The 21,792-nt window shown below is 43.1% G+C and carries 16 protein-coding genes; 11 read left to right on the top strand and 5 right to left on the bottom strand.

What is annotated here, in order from left to right; all coding sequences use genetic code 11:
• Both ftsZ and lpxC read left to right on the top strand, forming a co-directional pair.
• Entirely contained in the window at positions 1-1,140 is a 1,140-nt protein-coding gene (gene ftsZ, locus C8D97_RS14240; RefSeq protein ID WP_109764507.1) for a cell division protein FtsZ, read from the top strand.
• 398 nt (positions 1,141-1,538) lie between these two features.
• Complete coding sequence (gene lpxC, locus C8D97_RS14235) at positions 1,539-2,453, top strand: UDP-3-O-acyl-N-acetylglucosamine deacetylase (RefSeq protein ID WP_109764462.1); 915 nt, start codon at positions 1,539-1,541, stop codon at positions 2,451-2,453.
• Positions 2,454-2,572: 119 nt separating this feature from the next.
• On the opposite strand, the gene C8D97_RS14230 is transcribed toward lpxC, so the two are convergent.
• On the bottom strand, positions 2,573-2,893 hold the full coding sequence (locus C8D97_RS14230; protein ID WP_109764461.1) for a DUF721 domain-containing protein: 321 nt from the start codon (positions 2,891-2,893) through the stop codon (positions 2,573-2,575).
• Between the two features lie 247 nt (positions 2,894-3,140).
• Between C8D97_RS14230 and C8D97_RS14225 the strand changes: the two genes are divergently transcribed.
• The 3 genes from C8D97_RS14225 (at position 3,141) to mutT (ending at position 7,623) form a co-directional block, all read left to right on the top strand.
• Positions 3,141-4,079, top strand: a complete 939-nt coding sequence (locus C8D97_RS14225; RefSeq protein ID WP_109764460.1) for a M23 family metallopeptidase — start codon at positions 3,141-3,143, stop codon at positions 4,077-4,079.
• A 233-nt stretch (positions 4,080-4,312) separates the two neighbouring features.
• Positions 4,313-7,078 (top strand): preprotein translocase subunit SecA, encoded by a 2,766-nt coding sequence (gene secA / locus C8D97_RS14220; RefSeq protein ID WP_109764459.1) that lies wholly within the window; start codon positions 4,313-4,315, stop codon positions 7,076-7,078.
• Between the two features lie 161 nt (positions 7,079-7,239).
• Positions 7,240-7,623 (top strand): 8-oxo-dGTP diphosphatase MutT, encoded by a 384-nt coding sequence (gene mutT / locus C8D97_RS14215; RefSeq protein ID WP_109764458.1) that lies wholly within the window; start codon positions 7,240-7,242, stop codon positions 7,621-7,623.
• Between the two features lie 1,223 nt (positions 7,624-8,846).
• Here the strand turns inward: mutT and C8D97_RS14210 are convergent.
• Together C8D97_RS14210 and C8D97_RS14205 are read right to left on the bottom strand one after the other, a co-directional pair.
• Positions 8,847-10,277, bottom strand: coding sequence for a hypothetical protein (locus tag C8D97_RS14210; protein ID WP_109764457.1), 1,431 nt, complete (start codon positions 10,275-10,277; stop codon positions 8,847-8,849).
• A 280-nt stretch (positions 10,278-10,557) separates the two neighbouring features.
• Positions 10,558-11,487: a DMT family transporter gene (locus C8D97_RS14205; protein WP_109764456.1), complete on the bottom strand. Its 930-nt coding sequence runs from the start codon at positions 11,485-11,487 to the stop codon at positions 10,558-10,560.
• A gap of 915 nt (positions 11,488-12,402) precedes the next feature.
• Between C8D97_RS14205 and C8D97_RS14200 the strand changes: the two genes are divergently transcribed.
• From C8D97_RS14200 to C8D97_RS14180, 5 genes are all read left to right on the top strand, one after another.
• Positions 12,403-13,554, top strand: a complete 1,152-nt coding sequence (locus C8D97_RS14200) for a cystathionine gamma-lyase (RefSeq protein ID WP_109764455.1) — start codon at positions 12,403-12,405, stop codon at positions 13,552-13,554.
• 70 nt (positions 13,555-13,624) lie between these two features.
• A complete protein-coding gene (locus tag C8D97_RS14195) occupies positions 13,625-14,791 on the top strand; it encodes a phospholipase D-like domain-containing protein (RefSeq protein WP_109764454.1) in 1,167 nt (388 codons plus the stop codon).
• 525 nt (positions 14,792-15,316) lie between these two features.
• A complete protein-coding gene (locus C8D97_RS14190) occupies positions 15,317-15,514 on the top strand; it encodes a hypothetical protein (protein ID WP_109764453.1) in 198 nt (65 codons plus the stop codon).
• A 268-nt stretch (positions 15,515-15,782) separates the two neighbouring features.
• Positions 15,783-16,736 (top strand): GlxA family transcriptional regulator, encoded by a 954-nt coding sequence (locus C8D97_RS14185; RefSeq protein WP_109764452.1) that lies wholly within the window; start codon positions 15,783-15,785, stop codon positions 16,734-16,736.
• Between the two features lie 23 nt (positions 16,737-16,759).
• Positions 16,760-17,821: a DJ-1/PfpI family protein gene (locus C8D97_RS14180; protein ID WP_109764451.1), complete on the top strand. Its 1,062-nt coding sequence runs from the start codon at positions 16,760-16,762 to the stop codon at positions 17,819-17,821.
• 567 nt (positions 17,822-18,388) lie between these two features.
• On the opposite strand, the gene C8D97_RS14175 is transcribed toward C8D97_RS14180, so the two are convergent.
• Together C8D97_RS14175 and C8D97_RS14170 are read right to left on the bottom strand one after the other, a co-directional pair.
• Entirely contained in the window at positions 18,389-18,703 is a 315-nt protein-coding gene (locus tag C8D97_RS14175) for a YciI family protein (protein WP_109764450.1), read from the bottom strand.
• Positions 18,704-19,566: 863 nt separating this feature from the next.
• Positions 19,567-20,523, bottom strand: a complete 957-nt coding sequence (locus tag C8D97_RS14170) for a hypothetical protein (RefSeq protein ID WP_109764449.1) — start codon at positions 20,521-20,523, stop codon at positions 19,567-19,569.
• A 302-nt stretch (positions 20,524-20,825) separates the two neighbouring features.
• Between C8D97_RS14170 and C8D97_RS14165 the strand changes: the two genes are divergently transcribed.
• Positions 20,826-21,749: a hypothetical protein gene (locus tag C8D97_RS14165; RefSeq protein ID WP_109764448.1), complete on the top strand. Its 924-nt coding sequence runs from the start codon at positions 20,826-20,828 to the stop codon at positions 21,747-21,749.
• Positions 21,750-21,792 lie beyond the last annotated feature (43 nt).

Here is a 21,792-nt window from a genome sequence, read left to right as displayed (position 1 = left end):
ATGTTTGAGTTAATCGATAACTGCCAAGACAATGCCGTTATCAAAGTCATTGGCCTGGGTGGCGGTGGCAGCAATGCGGTAGAGCATATGCTTGCAGCCAATATCGACGGTGTTGAATTTGTCTGTGCAAATACAGATGCACAGGCTTTAAGTAAATCCAATGCACGTACCAGCATTCAGCTGGGCGGTAGCATCACCAAAGGACTTGGCGCGGGCGCCAATCCGGAAGTGGGGCGTCAGGCTGCGCTGGAAGATCGTGAACGTATTCAGGAAGTATTAAAAGACACCGATATGGTGTTTTTAACCGCCGGTATGGGTGGTGGCACGGGAACGGGTGCTGCGCCAGTGGTTGCGGAAATTGCCAAAGAAATGGGCATTTTAACGGTTGCGGTAGTCACCAAACCTTTTTTCTTTGAGTTAAAAAAGCGAATGAAAGTGGCAGAAGAAGGCATTGAAGAATTACGTCGTCATGTTGACTCGTTAATCATTGTGCCAAACGATAAAGTCTTGTCGGTATTAAAAGGCAAAGCATTAACCGAAGCCTTTAAAGCGGCGAATGACGTACTGCATGGTGCTGTTCAGGGTATTGCCGAGTTAATTACTCGTCCTGGTTTGATCAATGTGGATTTTGCCGATGTTCGAACGGTGATGTCAGAAAAAGGCATGGCCATGATGGGAACTGGCATTGCCTCAGGCGATAATCGGGCTCAGGTTGCTGCAGAAACAGCGGTTGCCAGTCCATTACTGGAAGACGTTGATTTGTCGGGTGCTCGAGGCATTCTGGTGAATATCACCTGTGGTGAAGACATGAGCATCGATGAGTTTGCCGAAGTGGGCAGCATCGTTCAGGACTTCGCTTCAGAAGAAGCCACCGTAGTTGTGGGGACCGCCATTGATCCTGAACTTAATGATGAATTACGTGTCACAGTGGTAGCCACAGGATTGTTAGCCAAAGGCCAGCAGCCTGTTAAGTTAGTGTCGAACAGCGATGAAAATATAAAAGCCGATGGCACAACGGATTACCAAAAGCTGGATCGCCCAACGGTTATTCGTCAACAAAATGGTGGCGAAGCCAAAGCGGCGGGCAGTGATATGGATTATCTGGATATTCCTGCATTTTTAAGAAAACAGGCCGACTAACCCTGAATTGTTTTTTACGAATCAATTGTGATTGCCCCGTTCAGCATTCACAGTGATTAAAAAAGCAGATAAGTCAGTCACAGACAGGTGCCTCCCTTCTGCACCTGTCTGTTTTAAGTTTTTTGAGAGGGTCTGGTTAAGCGGTTTGGGTATTTTGCCACTTAACAGAAGTTCGCTTCGAAACAGTTGATTTCAAAGTGAGATAAATTTGAGAAATATGAGCCAGTTAGTCAGTAAAAGCTCGTAAAAGTGTTAAAATTTGATTTAATTCTCAAATTGTGTGAAAAATACACAAAAAATGTTTCACAGATATTTCTTATCTGGTAGGATCTCGCTCCCTCATGGAAGGTACGTAGGAGTGGAGCTCCGTAGAAACAGTATTTTGGAGTGAAAGCTTAATGATTAGACAGCGTACTTTGCGTACAGCCATTCGCGCAACCGGCGTTGGCTTGCATACCGGTGAAAAAGTATATTTAACCTTACGACCTGCACCCGTGGATACCGGCATTGTATTCCGCCGTGTTGATCTTGAGCCTGTCGTAGAAATTGCAGCTGCTCCAGAAAATGTTGGCGATACAACCTTGTCAACCTGCCTGATCAAAGGCGATGTAAGAATTTCAACCGTAGAGCATTTATTGGCGGCAATGGCCGGCCTGGGTGTTGATAACGCCTTTATTGATGTATCTGCGCCAGAAGTACCCATTATGGACGGTAGCTCTGGACCTTTCGTATTCCTATTGCAATCTGCTGGTATCGAAGAGCAGAGCAAAGCAAAAAAATTCATTCGGATCAAAAAGCGAGTGGTGGTTGAAGATGGCGACAAAAAAGCCGTTTTCGAACCCTTTGATGGCTTTAAAGTTGCCTTTACCATCGATTTTGATCACCCCATTTTTAAAGATCGTTCGCAAACCTCGGTTATCGACTTTTCCAGCACCTCGTTTGTTAAGGAAGTGAGCCGTGCCCGTACCTTCGGTTTTATGAATGATATTGAGTATTTACGTTCGAAAAACCTGGCACAGGGCGGAAGCCTTGATAACGCCATTGTTCTGGATGATTATCGAATCTTGAACGAAGACGGTTTACGTTACGAAGACGAATTCGTTAAGCACAAGATTTTGGATGCCATTGGTGATCTTTACTTACTGGGTAACAGTCTGGTGGGATCATTCGCAGGTTACAAATCGGGTCACGCGTTAAATAACAAGTTATTGCGTGCGTTGATTGCAGACGCCGAAGCTTGGGAAACCGTTACCTTTGAAGACGCCACTGCGGCGCCTATCTCTTACATTATGAACCCTATTTTATCGGTATAAAATCGTTAGAATACAATGGGTTAGCCTAAAAGCCAGAGCCTGATGCTTTGGCTTTTTTGTTTTTAATAGAAGCGGTGGTTGTGAATTGGTTGTTGAGTTGTTGAGTATGGGCAAGCTGCTTAAATGCTGTTTTGATCCGATTCAGCCACTTTAATATCGATGGCCCTTAAGCCAGGAAAACCATCCGCCCGTAGACTTGACAGTAAATTTGGCAGTTCGAATTTTAACCGGGTTGCCCAGCTGGAAGATTCAACGGCGATGACCAGTCGATTATCACGATAATTGATAATTCGGCAGTGAGATGTTAACTTTTGGCTCAATTTAGCTTTAACTATATGGTCTAACTGCTTGATTCTTGCTAAATTGTCCAAAATAAACCTTAAAGATCCGTCGGCTTTATCCGATAAACTATTGATGGGTTCTGGGCGTGTTTTTGACATAAACAAGCGGATCCTGCGGTTAAGGCGTTATGCCTGCTGATTTAAGCATAATCGTTAAGATTGATGGTCGTTAATTAAAACGACAACTAAAGTGTTGATTTTATTGCAATAATAAGGGGTTTCTGGCACAGCGTCAGTATTAGCTTTGCTAATAACCCTGTTATTAAGGCAGTGTTGCAAACCGAATTATAACAAAAAGAAATCACTTCGATAGAAAGTGAGCTGAAATTATAAGGGTGTTGGATAGATGAGTTTTACAATATTACAGCGATCCCGTAATGGGATCCGCAGCCTCAAAGTGACCAAGCTTGGCATTATGTCATTGTTGACCTTTGCGGTTACCTTGCCAGTGATTACTGCTGTTGGTGGTTATCAGCTGGCCAAGTATAGAGGCCACATTGCCAGTGTCGATCAGGACACCATTAACGATTGGCGTACTCAATTGGCCGATCAGCGGACTGAACTGGATAAAGCCAAAGAACGTTCACAGAAAAAATTAAATGCCCTGACCGCACGCCTTGGTATTTTACAGGCCCATGTTCGACGCCTGGACGCAGCCGGCTCCCGCATTGCCAATATAGCCGGTATCGATGCCAATGAATTCAATTTTTCTCAACCGCCTGCTATAGGTGGTCCAGAAGAGCCTGAGTCGGTTAGCAGCAACAGCAGTGATGCTGAGTTTTTAACCTTACTGGATGATTTAAGCAGCCAGCTGCTAAGTCGTGAGCAACAGTTATCCGCCATTGAATCTCTGGTACTTGATAAGCACATTGGTGTGGAAAGCTATATTTCCGGTCGACCCATCACCAAAGGCTGGATGTCGTCGTTTTACGGCCGCCGGACGGATCCTTTCTCGGGCCGACCTGCCTGGCATGCTGGTCTGGACTTTGCGGGTAAAGAAGGCGCTCCTGTCGTATCAACCGCAGCAGGGGTTGTGTCGTTTGTTGGCGATCGCCACGGTTATGGATTGTTGATTGAAATTAGCCACGGTGACGGCTTTGTCACCCGTTACGGTCACAACAAAACCGCACTGGTGAAAGTGGGCGAAGTGATCAGTAAAAATCAGCAAATTGCTGAAATGGGCAATTCTGGCCGATCAACCGGTGCCCATGTGCATTATGAAATCCTGAAAAATGGTCGGCAGATCAACCCGCTACGTTATGTGAATCGGCGCAGTAAATCATAATTTAACTGTCAAAACAGTTTATTGTTTACCCAAACGGCGAGCTCAAAACTCGCCGTTTTTTTGTTGTCTTGTAAAAGTCAGTTTCATCCCCATTTATACCACTTCCATTTGAGTGTTTCGCGTTTTACCCCCGCGTGTAATAGGGTACAATGCTGGCCGCGATTGGCGTTTCACCGTAAATTTTTGTTAACACTGCATAACCGTTAACACCACAACAATAAAAGAGTATTTACATGTTCGGACAATTTTTAACCAGAATCTTCGGCAGTCGAAATCAACGTATTCTTAAGCGACTCGAGAAGCAAGTGGATCTTATCAATGCGATGGAACCTGAGCTGGAAGCATTGAGTGACGATGAGTTAAAGGCTAAGTCCGATCAATTCAAGCAACGTTTAAACGATGGTGAAACACTCGACGATATTTTAAATGAAGCTTTTGCCGTGGCTCGTGAAGCCAGTAAGCGTGTAATGGGTATGCGCCACTTTGATGTGCAGCTTATCGGCGGCATGGTGCTTCATGATGGCAAAATTTCTGAAATGCGTACCGGTGAAGGTAAAACCCTGGTGGCAACCCTGCCGGCCTACCTGAACGCATTATCCGGCAAAGGCGTTCATATCATTACCGTGAATGATTACCTGGCGGAACGTGATGCGGACTGGATGCGTCCCTTGTACGAGTTTTTAGGACTTTCCGTGGGCTGCGTATTATCTGGCCAGTCCCATGAAGTGAAACAGCAGGCTTATCAGTGTGATATCACTTATGGAACCAACAACGAGTTTGGTTTCGATTATCTGCGTGACAACATGGCGTTCAGTCTGGAAGAAAAAGTACAGCGCGAACTTAACTTTGCCGTGGTGGATGAAGTTGACTCCATTTTAATTGATGAAGCCCGAACGCCGTTGATTATTTCCGGATCGCTGGAAGACAGTTCCGCGCTTTACAAAAAAATGAATGGCCTTATTCCAAAACTGAAAGAGCAAATCGTTTCCGGTGAAGACGAAAAAGAAGTGGTGGAAAAAGAAGGCGATTACACCATTGACGAGAAAAGCAAACAGGTTCACTTTACCGAGAGTGGCCAAATTAGAGTTGAAGAGTTATTGACCGAAGCCGGTTTACTTGACGAAGGACAAACGCTTTACTCGGCGCAAAGTATTTCCTTATTGCATCATGTTAATGCCGCTTTACGAGCACATACCCTGTTTAAAATTGACGTGGACTATATTGTTCAGGACGGCGAAATTGTTATTGTTGATGAACACACGGGCCGAACCATGCCGGGTCGTCGTTGGTCAGAAGGGTTGCATCAGGCGGTTGAAGCAAAAGAAGGCGTTGCCATTCAAAACGAAAACCAGACGCTTGCTTCCATAACATTCCAGAATTATTTCCGAATCTACGACAAACTTTCCGGTATGACTGGTACTGCCGATACCGAGGCGTTTGAGTTACAACAAATTTATGGTCTGGAAGTTGTGGTTATTCCAACCAATAAACCCATGATCCGGAACGATATGGCGGACCTGGTCTTCTTAACCCGTGATGCCAAATACAAAGCATTAATTGAACAAATCGAAGAGTGTCGTGAAAAAGGTCAGCCAATATTGGTGGGTACCGCGTCCATTGAAACCTCTGAGATTTTATCGTCCGTATTAAAACAAAAGAAAATTGAACATAAAGTCCTTAACGCCAAATTCCATGAGCAGGAAGCGCAAATTATTGCTGATGCTGGTCGCCCAGGTGTTGTGACCATTGCGACCAATATGGCCGGTCGAGGAACCGATATTGTTCTTGGCGGTAACATAAAAGCGGAAACCGAAGCGCTTAAGCAAAAGTACAAAGACAAGCCAGAGAGTGAGTTAAATAAAAAACTTGAAGCACTTGAAAGCGAATGGAAAGAGCGTCATCAACAAGTTCTAGAAGCTGGTGGTCTGGCAATCATAGGTTCCGAACGTCATGAATCACGACGTATCGACAATCAGTTGCGAGGCCGTGCCGGTCGACAGGGTGATCCGGGCTTAAGCCGTTTCTTCTTGTCACTCGATGATGATCTGATGCGAATTTTTGCACCCGAGCGTATGGTCAATATGTTGCGTAAATTAGGTTGGGAAGAAGACGAAGCCATCGAACACAAAATGGTTACTCGCGCTATTGAAAACGCACAGCGCAAAGTAGAAGCCCGTAACTTTGATATTCGTAAACAGTTGCTGGAGTACGATGACGTTGCCAACGATCAGCGTAAAGTCATTTATGAACAACGTCATGAGCTGATGTCGACCGATGATATTTCCGAAACCATTGACGCCGTGCGCTTTGATGTTCTGAACGAAGACATCAGTCAATATATTCCACCGCAAAGCATTGACAGTATGTGGGATATCAATGGGCTCGAAGAGCACATGAAAAATGAATACTTGATTGAGCTGCCAGTTAAAAAATGGCTGGAAGAAGATGAAGAGCTTCACGAAGATAAGCTGCGTGAAAAAATCTTTGAAGTCGTTACTGATAATTACAAAGCCAAAGAAGAAGCCGTTGGTGGACAAGTTCTGCGTCATTTTGAAAAATCCGTGATGCTACAGACGCTCGACTCTCATTGGCGCGAACATCTTGCGGCGATGGATCATTTAAGGCAGGGTATTCATTTACGTGGTTATGCTCAAAAAAATCCTAAGCAAGAATATAAACGCGAAGCCTTTGAACTGTTTACCGGAATGCTTGAGTCATTAAAGCACGAAGTGGTCAATGTGCTATCAAAAGTTCAGGTGCGTTCTGAAGAAGATGCTGCAGCCGTTGAAGAGCAGCGACGTAAAGAAGCAGAAGCGCAAAAAATGAATTTCCAGCATCAGCAAGCCAATGCAATGGCAAACGATAATGCGGGAGCTAAAGAGTCTGGCGCTCAACCGGCCACACCTTTTGTACGTGACGGGGTTAAAGTTGGCCGAAACGATCCTTGTCCTTGCGGTTCCGGTAAAAAATTCAAGCAATGCCACGGCAAACTTAAATAAGTTGATGGTGTAAGCATCATAAGCCCGAAACACTTAGTGCTTCGGGCTTTTTTGTTGCTTCAGCTTCGAGTTTTTATAAAGTTTAATCGCTTTTGAACGTTAAAAATTTTAAACGCCAATATTTTAAACATCAATTTTAAACAAACAGTAAAGATACGCTTATGATACATGTCGCCGCTGCCATCATTGTTAAAGATAATAAAGTATTACTGGCAAAACGCCCTGATGACAAACCTCAAGGCGGAAAGTGGGAGTTTCCCGGTGGTAAACTGGATGACAATGAAACGCCATTGCAGGCACTTATCAGAGAGTGTCGTGAAGAAATTGCCATTGAAATTGACCTGACTAGTTGTCAGCTATTTGACACCGTTGAGTTTGATTACGGCGACAAACAGGTTGTTTTGCATTTCTATTCGGTTTCTGTGTTTACTGGTGAACCTGACGGTCAGGAAGGCCAGCAGGTACGCTGGTTTGAATTAGCGGATATAGAGCGGCTTGAGTTTCCAGAAGCGAATAAGGGGATAGTTGAGAGGTTGTTGGCGTAGTTTTGCGGTTGTTTTTTGAATTAAAATTAAAAACGTTTCGCATCGCTAACGCTTGCATGGCCGATTATTGTTCCATTCATAAACGGCATTTTCGACGTTCTTGTCGGTTGTGAGTTCCTTTTTTCTGGCAGTTAATAGCTCCTGCATTAACTGCATTCACTACGTCCATGTAGCTTCGCTAAAAAAGGAACCAAAAAAGCCTTTCCCGTTATCACGGAGATATTCGTTCAGTGTGTTAATAGCGTAATGGATTAATTCTGAAACGCTTGTGTTGAGTGATCATTGCTGACGCGCATTTCAAGACATACATTCGTCATGGTTAGTTGTTTATGTGATTATATGAGGATAGGGAATTTCCAGCATTTCTTTTGGTTACAATCTCATTTTTTATTGTTGGTTAATAGCTTTTCATTAAGTGCAGTAACCATTTCGCATCGCTAACGCTTTATGCGAGTTCCTTTTTTCAAGAGCTAAAAAAGGAACCAAAAAAGCCCTTTTCCGTTATCACGGGGATATTCGTTCAGTGTGTTAATAGCGTAATGGATTAATTCTGAAAAGCTTGTGTTGAGTGATCATTGCTGACGCGAGCAACATAAGTACGTTAAGAAGGGCTGTAAACTGGTGCTTCACTATTTAGCCTTTGTACCTAAAGGTGTTCATATATTTACAGAGACTACAATCAATGATGAGTGTATGTCTTGAAGTGCGCGTCAGCAATCATCTCTCAATGCAGTGCGTACGGTTGTAAAAGTTATTTCCAAAATATTCTAAACAAATTGCTAGCGAATCTACATGGACGTAGTGAATGCCGTTAATGCAGGAGCTATTAACGGTCAGCGATCCAGAGTTTTTGGTTACTTTTATCTCGTCTGATAAAAGTAACTCGCATACAGCGTTAGCGATGCGAAACGCTTTTGATTCTTTCCTCTAGATATTGCAAATTATTAACTGCCAGAAAAAAGGAACTGAAAAAGCCCTTTTCGTTATCACGGGGATATTCGCTCAGTGTGTTAATAGCGTAATAGATTAATTCTGAGACGCTTGTGTTGAGTGATCATTGCTGACGCGCATTTTAAGAAATACATTCGTCATGGTTAGCTGTTTAAGTAATTATATGAGCACAGTAATTAATTACTAATTACTGTGTCAGTTCTATTGTTAGCTCTATCATTACTTATAAATGATTTCATACCTTATTTTACTAGAGTGTTGAATGTTTATAATTAGTAAATCGTTGCAATGGGTAAGTCAAATGCAAATGAAATAAACGCTGAGTCTTCGGTTAATCCATTATCGATTTTTATGTCTTTTTGGTAGCCGACTAATATGGAAAAGGGTCGGCTGGCGGCAGACCATGAAAAGAAAATACTGGGCGATAATATGTCTTCGGTTTTTGCATCGTAGCTGTCGCCTTTTAGTTCAGCGGTAATGTAATTGCCAATATCGATGGGTGCATAGCCTAGGGTAATAGGACTACCGCGATAGCTGGCAATTTTTAATTCAACACCCACCGGTCCATAGGCACGGCCGGTCCATTCACTATCGCCAATGCTTTGTTCATCCAGCTTCATAATGGATAATCCATAATAAGAGGATAAAAATAGAGTATCGCGACACGGTAATATTTGAGCAACCCGGCAACTGCTTATGTAATTAATTTTTTCTGGTTTATCGCTGGTAAAGTCATTTTTGCGGACAAAGGCTAAATAGGCCGTGTTGTGACGTTTTCGGTTATAAGTGTCTTGCTCATTAACGTATTGGTTTAAAATGGCCACCACCTGATCGGCACCGTCTTTTGAATTGGCGGCATCCGCCAGTCCGGCTAAAAACAGTGAAATATTTTTCAAGCGGTTTAATTTCGAAATATTAAAGCCTTCAAAATTAAGCAGGTTTTCTGCTGCTGTGCCAATTAAATCAATGATCAGCAGCATATGATGAGCTTTTTGAACATAGGTTATGGAATTGTCGTTATTTTCAATAACGCCCATGCTTGTTTCTATATCTTCAATCAATTGAATCAATCGTTTTGCAAAATAAAGAACATTTTCTGCCTGTTTTTCGGAAAGCACTTTATCGGAAAAAGAAGCGATTAATGCCTGCTTTAATGCTCTTTCGTCAAGGGTGAATTTGCTTTGTACACGAGATTTAACCGCCGAGACTTGTTGTATTTCAGTCAATATAAATCGGCTGGATTTTAGTTGCTTGTTGGTAACATTTTGACAATAGGTTTTAATAAAGTCCTGTGCAGTAAACAGTTTGCTATTATTGTCGCTCACCAGTTTTTGCAGACCTTTAAACAGTGTGGCTATGGCATCAATATCAGCGCTGGTTGGATTATCGAGATGATTCTTAAATCGATACTTTAAACATAACGTAATGGTGTCAAAGTTATTCAAGTCTTCCTGAAAGTAAACCTGCATCAGAGGGATCAGTCGTTGTCCGGAAATGCTGTCGTAAAACTCAATGGAGGATGACGTTTTGGAAAAGTATTTTTTCACATAGGTGTTTGCGGCAATGTCCTCAAGCGCCTGATCGACGGCAATTCGCTCGATGCGATCCGCCTGCCATTTTGCAAACCCTTCTATCAATGTATTCGATGCAAACGACATTGAACATGCTGTTAAGGTCAACACGATGCCAACTATCAGCCTCATAGTCATACTCCTTTATCATTATAATGATTTTTATTGACTAAAGATTACTCAAAGGTTGATAGGCTCGCCATGAATAATTGGTTTCTAGTGTGAGATTGCGGAACTGATTCATTATTAATGCTTATAGATGCGATATATGAGATTCGAGTTGCGAGTTGCGAGTTAAGAGTTGAGGTTTTAAGTTTTAAGTCTTAAGGATGAAGTTCGAGAAAAGAGAGTTGCGAGTTGCGAATGGCAAGATGTGAAAATATGACTTGAATAACGGGGCATTAAAAAGGCGTTAAGTTTTAACACCGGGGCGGATAATCACCAGAAAAATGCCGCCTAAAATTAAGCTGCCGGACAGTATCAGGTTACTGGTGAGTGTTTCGCCGACCCAGAGCAGGCCGCCGATTGCTGCAATTAAGGGCACGGTTAGTTGAGATAAAGCCGCCAGTGTTACGGTTAAGTGGCGCAAAGCGCTGTACCAGATGGTGTAACCGAGTGCCGAGGCAACCACGCCAGATGCGACGGCCAATAGAATACCCTGGGTGCTGAGAGTGATTGGCAGATAGAGTAATGCCGCTATCAATAAAGCAACTGCAAATGGCACTGAGCGCCAAAAGTTTACTGCGGTATTTCGCACAGGTTGAAACGAGCGCTTGCCTTCCAGTGTATAAATCGCCCAGGCGATACCCGATATTACCATCAGAATAAAGCCAAACAGTGATGGCTGAGTTGCACCGGGCAGCATCAGTAATGCAAAACCGCTGAGGGATACCATGGCACCAAGCCACTCGACCGCTCGCAGTTTGGTTCCATTCAATAAATTAATCCCAAGCATGGAAAACTGAACCGTGGCAAATAAAATTAACGCTCCGGTTGCTGTGTCTAATGACACATAGGCGAAGGAAAAACTAATGGCGTAAGTGAATAACATAATTGGGGCTAACCAGGTTCGAGCTAACCCGGTTTGAGTACCAGTTGGTTTTTGTGACGGATTAAAAGATTGTTTGGAAATTGTCTCTGTTGTTGAGCTTGAAGAAGCGTTTGATCGCAGCATCACTATTATGCCTAATGCCAAAGCGCCCGATATTAAACGCACCACCGTAAAGCTTGCCGGATCAATGGTATTTTCTCCAAGTGCCAACCGGCAAAGTACAGAGTTAGCGGCAAAAGCGCATAACGCTGTTATGGTAAGTAAAGGGGGGAGTAGTTTGGACTGTGGCATAGGGTGAAGGAGATTTTTTGTGTTGAGATTGGTTGGAGTGAGGTTGAGTACTCTACGCTAATTTTTTGTTGGTGATAAGGGGTATTTTTTTATGGGAAGTTTTTTTATATAAGTTTCGAGTTTCGAGTTTCGAGTTTCGCATCGCTAACATTGTATCCACTGTTTTATAATTTATTCTTATCTGTGTATGCCTTATTTCGCCCCGCTGGGCGACTCACTTTTTTCAAGAGCAATAAAAAGTAAGCAAAAATGCCCTTTCGCTGCGCTAGCAATTTGCTCAGTAATGTTTGTTAATAGCAACCTAAATTTAAAGGTATTTAGCGCCTGATGACTGCTGGCGCGAGCAACATAAGTACGTATAGAGTTGCTGTAAGTATGTGCTTTACTACAAGAGTGTGTAGAAATATGACTCGATCATAAGTTTTTTAATTATTACAGACAATAATGGGTGTATGTCTTGAAATGCGCGTCAGCAATTATCTGTCAACAAATTAGTCTCAGTATAAATTCAAAACTTCCTGTACACTCAAAACGAATATCCCCGTGATAACGGAAAAGGGCTCTTTTGCCTACTTTTCTAGCTCTTGAGAAAAGTAGGTCGCATACAGCGTTAGCGATGCGAAACACTCTGTATTATTTTTATAGAAGTAACTCAGAGTAAGTTACTTGGCGGTGGAAGAGAAAGTATATACAGGTAAAAATCCGTCTAAAACAATGCATACAGCGCAGCGTAACAATCTCAATCTTTTCTATGGATTAAAAACAAGTCTCCGAACAATGATCAATATAATTAATTCTTAACAAGCCAAATTATCCTCACCAAAAGATGACAAAAACCACATCAATCCCCTATGATAGCCAAACAAAATACAAACCCTCGGTTAAACCAATCGCCAGCATGAGTCCAGTACCATCATGAGCCAAAACAACCAACCAACACCGAACAATAAAACTCCAAACAGGGCGACTGCAACCGTGCATGCGGGTGCGCCATCTGCAAAGCAGGGACAGGCGTTTAATCAGGGGCCGGTGTTTGCCAGTACGTTTCATTTATCCGGTGAGGTGGATGACAATGTGCATCAATACGCGCGGTTTCATAACCCCACATGGGATGCATTGGAGCAGGCAATAGGGGCGTTGGAGCAGGGGCGAGCGATTATCTTTCCATCGGGGATGGCGGCGGCAGCAGCGGTGATGACCGCGCTGGTGGAAGCGGGTGATACCATTGTATTGCCCACCGACGGCTACTACCCAAGTGTCGCTTACGCAGAGCAGTTTTTACAAAAGTTTGGCGTAACCGTTAAGCGCGTAGCAACGGTTGAACTGCTGCAGCAAGATTTTACCGGAGTAAAACTGGTGTTTATTGAATCGCCCAGTAATCCTCTGCTGGATGTGGTGGATATTCAAAAGTTGGTCGATAAAGTACATGCCTGCGGCGGTATTTTGGCCATCGATAACACCACCGCCACGCCACTGGGACAGAAGCCGTTATTGCTCGGTGCCGATATTGTGATGTGTTCCGACACCAAAGCATTAAACGGTCACAGCGATGTGGTGTTTGGTCATGTGGCCACCAACAGTGATGCCCTGTTTGATGCAATGCAGTTATGGCGCAAGTTATCCGGTAATATTCCGGGGCCCATGGAAACCTGGCTGGTGCATCGTGGTTTGGGCAGTCTCGATATGCGACTTGAGCGCATGACCAATAATGCTATGGCCATTGCCGAGTTTTTAACGCAGCAGCCACAAGTGAAAGCGATCCGTTATCCGGGCTTGCCCGATGATCCATCGCACGCCATTGCCAAACAGCAAATGCATCATTTTGGTTTTATCATCAGTTTTGATTTGGGCAGTCAAACAATGGCCGATAAGTTTTTAGCCAATACTCAGCTGATATATCAGGCAACCAGTTTTGGGGGTATGCACACCATGGCGGAAAGACGTGCACGATGGGGCACCGATGATGTGTCGCAAGGTTTAATTCGACTCAGTGTTGGCTGCGAAAATAAACAGGACTTACTGCAGGATATACAGCGGGCGATATCCTGTTTAAACGATAAAAACTAATGTTGATTAAGCTATCGATCACAGGGGCAACCAATCGATCAGTCAAGCGATCAATCATGCGAACAACAATATGAGCCGCGATTCTAAAATTAAAACGAATATTAAAACTCGTATCGAAACGAATATCGAAAAAAATAGTGAGTCGAACCGCTCTGAACATGACTCCAGTAAAACCGATTACGTAACACGATTGTTTAGTGAAGGCGATGAACTCTACGACGCCATGATCGAGGCCATTGAAAATGCTGAACAATCGATTTATTTAGAAACCTATACGTTTTTATTTGATGAAGTAGGGCAGCGATTTGTTGAAGCGGTTAATGCCGCGAGTGATCGCCAGGTTGATGTGTATATTATTTTAGACGCCGCCGGCAGTATGCAATGGCGAACGTTCAGTCTGCTGCGGAAAAAATTTAACAAGTCGGTAAAGTTTAAATGGTTTCATCGTTGGAGCTGGCGTAACCCTCTTCGATTTAACATTCGCAATCATAAAAAAGTACTGACTTTAGATGGTAAGCAGGCGTTTGTTGGTGGCTATAATATTCACCATAAAAGTTCCAGGCGTTGTGTTGGCGAAGAGCGATGGCTGGACTTTCATGTGTCCTGTCAAAGCAAACTGGCACAGGCTATTGAGCAGCAGTCAAAAAAATTCTGGCTGGGCAAACACCGCTCCACTCGCGAAGCCGAAGTGGGCGATACTTTGGTGATCACCAATGTGAATCATAAATGCCGGGTGAAATTGCGCAAACACATTCGGCAGTTAATCCAACAGGCAAAACAATCCATTGTTTTAATTACGCCCTATTTTGTGCCCGATGGCTACACCATACGAACCTTAATCGCCGCCGCAAAACGAGGTGTCGATATTCAATTATTTATTCCCAAACGATCCGACAGTCAGTTTATTGACTGGGTTGCTCGTGGTTATTTTTCCAAGCTACTGGAAGCGGGCATCAATATCCATGAGTTTCAACCGCGTATGCTGCACGCCAAAGTGATGGTGGTTGACGGTCAACAAGCGATCATTGGTTCTGCTAATATGGACTTTCGATCCTTGTTTATTAATTATGAGTTGATTTTATTGTTTAGAAATAAATCCATTTTGCAGCAACTGTTGGATCAGATTAACAGTATTCGCGAGCAGTCCGAGATTATACGGATTAAACAGTGGCGGTATAGGACCTGGCGGTATTTACCACTGGTGTTAGTGGGGAATTATTTGAAACGGTTTTTGTAAGTTTTAAGTTTTAAGTTTCGAGTTTCGAGTTTCGAGTTTCGAGTTTCGCATCGCTATCGCTGTATGCGAGTTCCTTTTTTCAAGAGCTAAAAAAGGAACCAAAAAAGCCCTATTCCGTTATCACGGGGATATTCGTTCTGAGTGTAATGAATATCTAACCTTAATACTGATGCTCGGTGTTGTATGATAATTGCTGACGCGTATTTCAAGACATATATTCATTATTGTCTGTAAGCATTGAAGATTTATGAACGTATCATATTTCAGTATAATTATTTGTAGTAAAGCACAAATTCACAGCCCTTCTTAACGTACTTATATAGCTCGCGTCAGCAGTTATCAAACAAGGGATATCGTTCAATTTAAAATATTGTTAACAAACTCTCTGGACAAATTGCTAGCGAATCTACATGGACGTAGTGAATGCCGTTAATGCAGGAGCTATTAACGGTCAGCGACCCAGAGCTTTTGGTTACTTTTATCTCGTCTGATAAAAGTAACTCGTGACCGACAAGGATGTCGGAAATGCCGTTTATGAAGGGAGCAATAAACGGCCATACAGCTTTAGCGATGCGAAACGCTTTTGATTCTTTCCTCTATATGCAGCAAGTTATTAACTGCCAGGAAAAGGAACTCGTGACCGACAAGGATGTCGAAAATGCCGTTTATGAAGGGAGCAATAAACGGCCATACAGCGCTAGCGATGCGAAACGGTTTTCATAAAAAATAAAACTCATAGCATACTCACCTAGTGCTCGCTAAACACCGTACTAAAACCCCAAAGCCAACTATCCTGCTAGAAAGTCTGCTCTTCAGACTTATCACTTCAAACTTCCCAGTCATGTAGATGCACCAATTCATCCTATGCAACACGATTACCTAAGTGAGATACAGTGAATATGGCCGAAAAAGTCGTATATATGTCATTTCGGCTTGTGTTGGTTTAAGCTAAAGTGAATTTAAGCTAGGTATTCTAATAGCGAGGCTAAGGATGAAACGTGTCGGTTTCTTATTATTCGAACAACTGCAACTGCTGGATATATCAGGGCCTATGGATGCTCTGGATTCTGCTAACCAGCATCTAATCCGACAGGGGGCAGAACCAGCGTTTGAGCTAATAACTCTGGCGTTAAATAAACGCAGTTTAAAGTCGGAATCGGGCTTAGCGTTGACGGCTGAGGCCTCATTTCAACAAGTCGAGCAGTTGGATTGGTTAATTATTCCTGGTGGCAAAGGCACTCGTGCGGTGATGAATTGCGATAAAACCATGTCCTGGATCAATCAAATTGCGGATAAGGCGACGCGTATTATTTCTATTTGTACCGGTGCTTATGTATTGGCACAAACCGGATTGCTTGAAGGTAAGCGCTGTTGTTCACATTGGCGATTTATTGATGATTTGGTTCAACGGTTTCCAACAATTAATTTTGAAGCCGAGCCCTTATTTATTACTGACGGCAAGCTTTGTTCGTCTGGTGGCCTAACCGCCGGTATCGACTTAACCTTGTCTCTGATTCAACAGGAATTGGGCAAAGGCACGGCACAGGCAACTGCACGGGATCTGGTGATGTATTTAAGGCGCAGCGGTGATCAATCGCAATTTGCCACACCACTGAGTGTGCAGAGCAGCGACAGTCGATTGCAACAATTGCAACAGTGGTTGATGAAAAACCTTCAAAAGCCGATAACTGTGCAGCAGATGGCCGATTATGCGTCCATGAGTGAACGGCATTTTCGTCGTGTGTTTAATGAACACATGCGAATGTCACCAAAAGATTATTTACAACAGTTAAAGCTGGAACATGCCAGAGGTTTATTAATGAGCTCAAGCATGCAAATAGAGCAAATAGCCCACAGTATTGGGATCAGTCAAGCCGATATATTTCGACGAGTATTTAAAAAACGGTTTGGCTTAACACCATCGGAATATCGTCAGCGATTTTAGACAGGCTTAAAGGTGTGTGAGTCATGAAGTTATTATTTAAAGTTAAAAGGAGAGAATATATGCAAGCGCTTAAAAATAAGTTTGCTTCATACGCAGGTTTAAAAGTTTTTATGATGACGGTGATTTTACTATTGAGTGGGAATATGGTGAATGCTAAAAATGATGGCTCAGAAAGCGCCAAGCAAACCACGGTTGGTATATTAATTTACGATGGTGTACAAATTATTGACTTTACAGGCCCGTGGGAAATTTTTGGTCACGCAGGCTTTAAAGTAAAAACCATTGCTCAAAATACAGCGCCACTTAAAACGGCAATGAATATGACCGTAGTGCCGGATTACAGTTTTAATAATGCACCACAATTTGATGTATTGCTGATCCCGGGAGGAAACCATGGCAATGCGTTAAATAAACCAACCAATGATTGGTTAAAGCAGCAGGCTCCAAAAGCCGAGTCCGTTTTATCGGTGTGTACCGGATCCTTTATCCTCGCAGAAACCGGACTGCTGTCGAATAAAACGGCCACTACCTTTTTTAAATCATTGGACTATTTTGCCAATGAATACCCTACGGTTGAAGTGGTACGGGATCAACGCTACGTCGATAATGGAAAAGTGATCACTTCAGCGGGTTTATCATCCGGCATAGACGCAGCATTGCATCTGGTTGCAAAAATAAAAGGCTTGGATGCTGCTCGTAATATTGCCATGCATGTGGAATACGACTGGCAACCGGATAACGGATTTGTTCGAGGCAAAATGGCTGATAAATTTATGCCTCGATTTAAACTGCCTCTGCCAGAGCAGGTTAAGTTTAATCGTATCTACGCCTATGGTGATGAACAAAACTGGTATGAAGCATTTAAAGTGAGTTTTGATAATTCAACTGAATCACCGATACAAGGTGTTAAGGATATTTTATCGAACCAGTTTGCCGCACTAACCAACTGGAAAGCTCTGCCAAATTCTGAAAGTCGCTGGCAAGCAACGTTTAATCAAGAGAAATGGGTGTTAAGTGTTGATAATGAACTTGATAGTCATGAGGATAAGGGTGTGTTGATGAAAGTGGAACTGCAGAAGCAGTGAGGTTTTAAGTTTTAAGTAGCGAGTTTCGCATCGCTTCGCTTGCATGCGAGTACCTTTTTTCAAGAGCTAAAAAAGGAACCAAAAAAGCCCTCTTCCGTTATCACGGGGATATTCGTTCTGTATGATAAGAACTAATTTGATTAATTCTGATGCTCTATCATTGAACGATGATTGCTGACGCGAGCAATATAAGTACGTTAAGAAGGGCTGTAAACTTGTGCATTATTATTTAGCTTTTGTACCTCAGAGTGCTCATAAATTGACAGAGACTACAATCGATGATGAATGTATGTCTTGAAATGTGCGTCAGCAGTTATCATTCAGCACAAGCGTTTCAGAATTAATCTAATACGCTATTAACTGCGAGAAAAAAGGAACTCGTGACCGACAAGGACGTCGGAAATGCCGTTTATGGAAGTAGCAATAAACGGCCATGCAGATGTTAGCGATGCGAAATGATGTTTAATTTTTCTTTGACATTAAAGTCTATTGAGTCTTAACTTATACTCGCCACTCGCCACTCGCCACTCGCCACTCGCCACTCGCCACTCGCCACTGTTTTTACAATCACATCTCAATAATAGCCGCCAGTTCCACTGTGCCGCCAGCGGCAAGAATCGGACAGGTTTTTGCTTTGGTCGCCGCATCTTCATCGCTGGTTGCTTTTATAATGCTGTAACCACTGGCAGGGTTAGTACCGCCATTGTTTTGCACAGAACCATCCGGAAATACGGTGCTCGATTGTCCCACCGGGTTACCGCCGTCCACTACATCATCACCCATGCCGGCTAACCAATCTTCCCAGGCTTTCATCATCTGGGCGCCTTCTTCTTCGGTTTCTGGCATTCTGCCACCGTGGTATACAAATAGGTATTGGCTCATGATCTATTTCTCCTTGATAGTTGATTGGGAGTTGTTGTGTTGATTGATTAGTATAGATGGTTATTGTGAGGGTTTGGAGTTGAATATACGTATTTTTAATTATTGATGCATAGTGCTTTGCAAGTTTAGCTTTTATTTTTCTGAACGTTTGGAGTTTCGCATCGCTTCGCTTGCATGCGAGTTACTTTTATCAGGCGAGATAAAAGTAACCAAAAGCTCTGGGTCGCTGACCGTTAATAGCTCCTGCATTAACGGCATTCACTACGTCCATGTAGATTCGCTAGCAATTTGTTCGGCAAAACTATGTTGAGAATAATCAGCTCCTGAAAGGTATTCAGTGTTTTATGACTGCTGACGCGAGCAATATAAGTACGTTAAGAATGGCTGTAAACTTGTGCTTCACTATTTAACTTTTATACCTCAAGGGTTCATAAATTGATAGAGGCTAAAATCGATGATGAGTGTATGTCTTGAAATGCGCGTCAGCAGTTATCGTGCAACACATAAGTAACAGTATTAAAGTAAGATATTTATAACACTAAGAACAAATATCCCCGTGATAACGGAATAGGGCTTTTTTGGTTCCTTTTTTAGCTCTTGAAAAAAGGAACTCGCATACAGCTTTAGCGATGCGAAACGCTTTTGATTATTTCCTCTAGATATTGAAAGTTATTAACGACCAGAAAAATGTTACACGTGATCGACAAGGATGTTGGACATGCCGTTTATTAAGGGAGCAATATACGGCCATACAGCTTTTGCGAAACGCTTTTAAAATTTTCAAGTTTTCTAAAAAAACTAACAAACCAAAACTCACAGGAGTCAATATATCAACTCCTGCGAGTGCCACGTATCCAAAAAGTTTATGCCACTTGTGACGGTTCTCCCGTCTCAAGTTGGGCGCTGAGTTTTCCTTCCAGTTTTAAAATATGTATCACATCTTGCACAATGCTGATCAAGTTACTCGCCAGCTTAATCATTTTAGCCACCATGGATGCGCCTGCGGTAACAAACAGGGCCGCTACGGCGGTAATAAACTGTAAAACGGCGAGGGTGATTTCGTACCATTTTAAGTTGGATAAAATTGACTTCACAACATTCTTTAACTGTAAAAACACATTGATTTTTGTAAAGGCATCAAGAAAGAACTTTACTTTTTCGCTGTTATCGGCGGCTTCTTTAATGCGCTTCATGGCGTTTATAAATTTACGCCAGGCCGAGGCTTCTTTTTGTACGACTTTGCCGACGGTTTTTACCCGGTTGCCGCTGGCTTTTGGCATCCAGATGCTCACTATTGTGGCGATAAACGAAACCGAGTGCCAGATTAGCATGGTCCAGGCCAGTATCATTTCAAAACTGGCAGCCAGTCGTGTGCCTTGCTCCTGTTTGGGAATGTGCAATACCTGTTCGCCGTTAATAAGATAGTCGGCGCCGCTATCGGTTTCTGTTTTGGTGATCACCAGAGATTCCATATTGTTTCTTAACAGTTTTGGATCAACATCCTGGGTCATACTGTTTTGAATGTTTTTCTCTGCCTGTTGCAACAGTTGCTTTTTGTCTTTGGCGATAATCGATTGAAAGTCACTGTCTTTGGCCATATCGGCAATCACCTGATCCATTATCTGATTGATGGATTCATCCTGGGTAATGACGTGATCGCCCAGTTCAACGGGACCGCTGGCTTTGGGTACCATGCTGTCCACGTCGGATAAGGTTAGCTTGGGTAAATCTTTCTGACCAAAAGCCTTTACACTGGCTAAATCAAAAAAGTCCTGATTGAATGAAATGTTTGTGCCTTCTAGGCGGGTTAGCTGTGTCATGATAATGCTCCTTTTATACACGTTTAAAAACAGTTGCCATTTCTCTTTATGAGATAACGGTTAAACATTTTCCCGACCGATATTTTTTCTCAAAAATTTATCCGGCGGAGAATCTTCAGTGTAGGGTTTGCGAAAAAAATAACACTTACCCGGAAGCATTAGTTTGGGACTAATCCTTTTGGATTATCGGCTTATGGCGCATTATGCAGTAATCTGGTTTTGCACATTGATTAATGCGGAGTGTTTTTTCAATGAAATCTCTTATCTAAAGAGAACAACATGGCTAATACAAGGAGAACATCATGAAGTCGAATCAAACCACGGCACCCTTGCAACAACAACTGGTGACCGGCGAACGTTTTAATGAACTGGCAAATTTATCGCTAAAGGATTTGAGACCCGGCGATGTAATTTTATCGCGCGGTATTTGCCCCGGTAAAAAATTCTGTATCTCGGATGTTATTGTTAAACTCGATGGCGGCGATTATTCGCATGCGGCTTTTTTTGACGGCGAACATTTCGTCCAGGCCACCACCAAAGGCGTTAAAGCCAGCGATCCAGTCAGGCAAAAGGAACATCAGTCTTATTTGCACGTGTACCGTTTTCATAATGAACAGGGCGAACCCTTAGATAGCCCGAGCTTACCGTCGAAACCCCTGGTGGACGTGTCTCATACATTACTAAATACACCCTACGCATACGACGAACTGGTGCTGGTGGCAACACTGGTGTTAATGCGGCAGATCACTCATGTTTCGTTATTGAAAGATATTATTGAAGTGTTTGGCGGGGTTGCGTTAACCAAATTACGCAACTGGATCAAAAAGCACGTGCTGCATAACGATGAAGATTCCATCATCTGTTCCGAACTGGTGGCACGCACCTACTGGTCGGCCAGCCCCAGCAAAGGTGTTCCTTATGGCTTGCCGATCCCCATTACCCATCGGCATAAATTAAAAGCGCTGGCCACGGCCGACGCCTCCGATGTGGAAAGCCAGCAGGATTATCAGGAATTAATGCGTAATCTGGAATCCTTATTGTCGGAAACTCAGCCACAGTTGATGACCGCCATAGATTTGCACCGTGAGCAACAACAGTTGATGCAGGGTGCGAACAGTCGTGATGTACTCATTGGCGGCAGCACCTTGTTACCGGCTAACTGTGTATCACCTTGCGATCTACAACGCTCACCGGCGTTAAAACTGATGGGGAATTATATTGATTAGTGGCGAGTGGCGAGTGGCGAGTGAAGAGTCTTTACTTAAAACT

The organism is Pleionea mediterranea, from assembly GCF_003148745.1.
In the GTDB taxonomy this organism is placed as follows: domain Bacteria; phylum Pseudomonadota; class Gammaproteobacteria; order Enterobacterales; family Kangiellaceae; genus Pleionea; species Pleionea mediterranea.
Note: the sequence above shows the minus strand (reverse complement) of the source record. Positions and strands in the feature narration are given on the sequence as shown.

Bases quoted from the DNA above. Each gene is read 5' to 3' on its own strand.
- C8D97_RS14195 (WP_109764454.1), top strand. From the start codon at position 13,625: ATGAGCCGCGATTCTAAAATTAAAACGAATATTAAAACTCGTATCGAA.
- C8D97_RS14190 (WP_109764453.1), top strand. From the start codon at position 15,317: ATGCCGTTTATGAAGGGAGCAATAAACGGCCATACAGCTTTAGCGATG.
- C8D97_RS14205 (WP_109764456.1), bottom strand. From the start codon at position 11,487: ATGCCACAGTCCAAACTACTCCCCCCTTTACTTACCATAACAGCGTTA.
- ftsZ (WP_109764507.1), top strand. From the start codon at position 1: ATGTTTGAGTTAATCGATAACTGCCAAGACAATGCCGTTATCAAAGTC.
- C8D97_RS14225 (WP_109764460.1), top strand. From the start codon at position 3,141: ATGAGTTTTACAATATTACAGCGATCCCGTAATGGGATCCGCAGCCTC.
- C8D97_RS14200 (WP_109764455.1), top strand. From the start codon at position 12,403: ATGAGCCAAAACAACCAACCAACACCGAACAATAAAACTCCAAACAGG.
- mutT (WP_109764458.1), top strand. From the start codon at position 7,240: ATGATACATGTCGCCGCTGCCATCATTGTTAAAGATAATAAAGTATTA.
- secA (WP_109764459.1), top strand. From the start codon at position 4,313: ATGTTCGGACAATTTTTAACCAGAATCTTCGGCAGTCGAAATCAACGT.
- C8D97_RS14175 (WP_109764450.1), bottom strand. From the start codon at position 18,703: ATGAGCCAATACCTATTTGTATACCACGGTGGCAGAATGCCAGAAACC.
- C8D97_RS14185 (WP_109764452.1), top strand. From the start codon at position 15,783: ATGAAACGTGTCGGTTTCTTATTATTCGAACAACTGCAACTGCTGGAT.
- C8D97_RS14210 (WP_109764457.1), bottom strand. From the start codon at position 10,277: ATGAGGCTGATAGTTGGCATCGTGTTGACCTTAACAGCATGTTCAATG.
- C8D97_RS14165 (WP_109764448.1), top strand. From the start codon at position 20,826: ATGAAGTCGAATCAAACCACGGCACCCTTGCAACAACAACTGGTGACC.
- C8D97_RS14230 (WP_109764461.1), bottom strand. From the start codon at position 2,893: ATGTCAAAAACACGCCCAGAACCCATCAATAGTTTATCGGATAAAGCC.
- C8D97_RS14180 (WP_109764451.1), top strand. From the start codon at position 16,760: ATGAAGTTATTATTTAAAGTTAAAAGGAGAGAATATATGCAAGCGCTT.
- lpxC (WP_109764462.1), top strand. From the start codon at position 1,539: ATGATTAGACAGCGTACTTTGCGTACAGCCATTCGCGCAACCGGCGTT.
- C8D97_RS14170 (WP_109764449.1), bottom strand. From the start codon at position 20,523: ATGACACAGCTAACCCGCCTAGAAGGCACAAACATTTCATTCAATCAG.